We start from the raw sequence: 1,256 nt of genomic DNA, 5'->3' as shown, positions 1-1,256 counted from the left end.
TCTGATAAGCCGGTGTTTGTAGTATTGGTATCTGTTATGGCAGCAACATCCGCCAAGGGAACAGAAACTGAATTTCCTTCACTGTCTGTCATCACCAAGTCCGTTCCCACTACAGCAAAGGTGGAGTTAGTGGTATTGTTATCAATATTCGCTAAAGGAATGCTCACTGTATTACCGTCACTATCGGTCAAAATAAGGTTGGTACCGTCCTCTGATAAGCCGGTGTTTGTAGTATTGGTATCTGTTACAGCAGCAATATCAGCTAAAGGTACAGAAACCGGATTCCCATCACTATCAGTAAGGACTAAATCCACTCCGTTTACAGCGAAGGTGGAATTAGTTGTATTGGTATTTCCTACAATCGTAATAGCATTCCCAAAATCGTCCGTAATAGTATAGGTGCCGTCCGTATGGTCCACCACACTGCTTATCTTGGAATTAAAATTGGTAATAGTTCCGTTTTCACTGGAATAAGTGAATGTACCATCTCCATTATCTGTTAGGGCAGTAGTAGTTTCATTGATGTCTGTACTAGCTCCCGCGGCATTAGTAATCGTTGCAATTCTGTTACCTGCAACCACATTAGATATGGCAACTCCGTTGGTATTGATAAGCACATCACTACCATCATTATTAGTAAAAGTGTAAGTACCATTAGAATGATCTATAATATTAGCTTTACTTATTGTCTGATCTACTCCGTTTTCATTTGTATAAGTAATTGTTCCATCATTATTATCTACAAGATTGGTAATAGTTTCTGAAATGGTCACCGAGGCTACATTTAAGTATAATCCCCCATCCGTACCTGCAACAATATCATTATTGGCGTTTCCACTAATTAGATTAATATTATTGGATATCCCACTCTCATTATTAAAGGTTAACGTACCATTATTATTTTTAATTAATGAGGTCACTGTCTCCAAGTTGTCTACAAGCGCAGACAGATTCAATTGGGTAAGTATCCCATCCTCATCCGTATAGTCCAGATTGATATTGTCTGCGTTTAGGGCAAGGGTGGTTAACGTCTCCATATTGGTGACATCGATTACCGTATCTACCCCATTCTCATCTCTAAAAGTAAAAGTACCATCAGCGTTTTCAACGATAGTGGTTACTGTTTCTAGATTATCTACTAAGGCAGAAAGGTTTAACTGTGTTAGTACTCCGTCCTCATCCGTATAGTCTAGGTTGATATTGTCTGCATTCAGGGCAAGGGTAGTTAACGTCTCCATATTGGTGACATCGATTAC

1 protein-coding gene is annotated in these 1,256 nt (G+C 39.2%); it reads right to left on the bottom strand.

Going from position 1 to position 1,256, the window contains the following annotated elements; translation table 11 throughout:
• Positions 1 to 1,256: beta strand repeat-containing protein (locus tag H344_RS0117365; RefSeq protein ID WP_026811425.1), on the bottom strand; the 1,256-nt coding region annotated here is incomplete at both ends.

The sequence above is a fragment of the Arenibacter latericius DSM 15913 genome (assembly GCF_000424985.1).
GTDB classification, from domain to species: domain Bacteria; phylum Bacteroidota; class Bacteroidia; order Flavobacteriales; family Flavobacteriaceae; genus Arenibacter; species Arenibacter latericius.
Note: the sequence above shows the minus strand (reverse complement) of the source record. Positions and strands in the feature narration are given on the sequence as shown.